This window comes from Cupriavidus sp. HPC(L) (assembly GCF_000307735.3).
GTDB lineage: Bacteria > Pseudomonadota > Gammaproteobacteria > Burkholderiales > Burkholderiaceae > Cupriavidus.
In genome coordinates this window covers 1-1457 of record NZ_AMPR02000377.1, presented here as the reverse complement: position 1 = coordinate 1457, position 1457 = coordinate 1, and the positions used below count along the sequence as shown (strand labels likewise).

The following is a 1457-nucleotide window of genomic DNA, read 5'->3' as shown; positions in this document are numbered from 1 at the left end:
GGGGGGGGGGGGGGGGGGGGGGGGGGGAAGGGCGGTGGCGTCACGACGATATTCGAAACCACCCCCTCTCCCCGGCCCTCTCCCCCTGAGGGGGAGAGGGAGAACAACATCGGCTGGAGCCATGTCGGCGAGCCGACGGAGCACCGATTCGTCAGCGCTTGATCGCCCGATATCCGATATCCGAGCGGTACTGCATGCCGTCGAAGTGGATCTGCTGGGCGGCCGCGTAGGCCGCGCGCTGCGCCGCCTTGACGGTATCGGCCAGGCCCACCACGCACAGCACGCGGCCGCCGGCGGTCAGCAGCTTGCCGTCGGCCAGCGTGGTGCCGGCGTGGAAGGTCACGCTGTCGTCGGTCTCGGCCGGGATGCCGGTGATCAGGTCGCCCTTGCGTGGCGCATCCGGGTAGCCATGCGCGGCCATCACCACGCCCAGCGCGGTGCGGCGGTCCCAGTCGAGTTCCACCGCGTCGAGCCGGCCATTGACCGCGTGCTCCATCACGTCGAACAGGTCGGTCTTGAGCCGCGCCATGATCGGCTGCGTCTCGGGATCGCCCATGCGGCAGTTGAATTCGAGCGTCTTCGGGTTGCCTTCGCTGTCGATCATCAGGCCGGCGTACAGGAAGCCGGTGTACGGGATGCCGTCCTTCTCCATGCCGCGCACGGTCGGCATGATGATTTCGCGCAGCACGCGCGCATGCAGCGCCGGCGTGACCACCGGTGCCGGCGAATAGGCGCCCATGCCGCCGGTATTGGGGCCGGAATCGCCGTCGAGCAGGCGCTTGTGGTCCTGGCTGGTCGCCAGCGCCAGCACGTTGGCGCCATCGACCATCACGATGAAGCTCGCCTCCTCGCCCTCGAGGAATTCCTCGATGACCACGCGGGCGCCGGCATCGCCGAGCTTGTTGTCGGCCAGCATCATGTCGACCGCGGCGTGCGCCTCTTCCAGCGTGGTGGCGACCACCACGCCCTTGCCCGCAGCCAGGCCGTCGGCCTTGATCACGATCGGCGCGCCCTGCGCGTCGATATAGGCGTGCGCCTCGCCGGCATCGGCGAAGGTCTGGTAGGCGGCGGTCGGAATCTGGTGCCGGTGCATGAAGGCCTTGGCGAAGTCCTTCGACGACTCGAGCTGCGCGGCGGCCTTGCTCGGCCCGAAGATCCGCAGGCCCTGCGCGCGGAACACGTCGACGATGCCGGCCGCCAGCGGCGCCTCGGGACCGACCACGGTGAAATGCACGCCCTCCTGCCGGGCAAACTCGGCCAGCGCCGCCGGATCGGTCACCGGGACGTTCTGCAGCCGCTTGTCCAGCGCCGTGCCGCCGTTGCCCGGCGCCACGTAGACGACCTGCACCTTGGGCGACTGGGCCAGTTTCCAGGCCAGCGCGTGTTCACGTCCGCCCGAGCCGACAACCAATACTTTCATGATCCACTGCCAGAAGATAAAGCTTTGGGGAGGGCGG

Annotated in this window: 1 protein-coding gene; it reads right to left on the bottom strand. The window is 69.0% G+C overall.

The window, feature by feature from the left end; genetic code table 11:
* Positions 1-151 precede the first annotated feature (151 nt).
* Positions 152-1420: a phosphoribosylamine--glycine ligase gene (gene purD, locus B551_RS18065; protein ID WP_006577226.1), complete on the bottom strand. Its 1269-nt coding sequence runs from the start codon at positions 1418-1420 to the stop codon at positions 152-154.
* Positions 1421-1457: the final 37 nt, after the last annotated feature.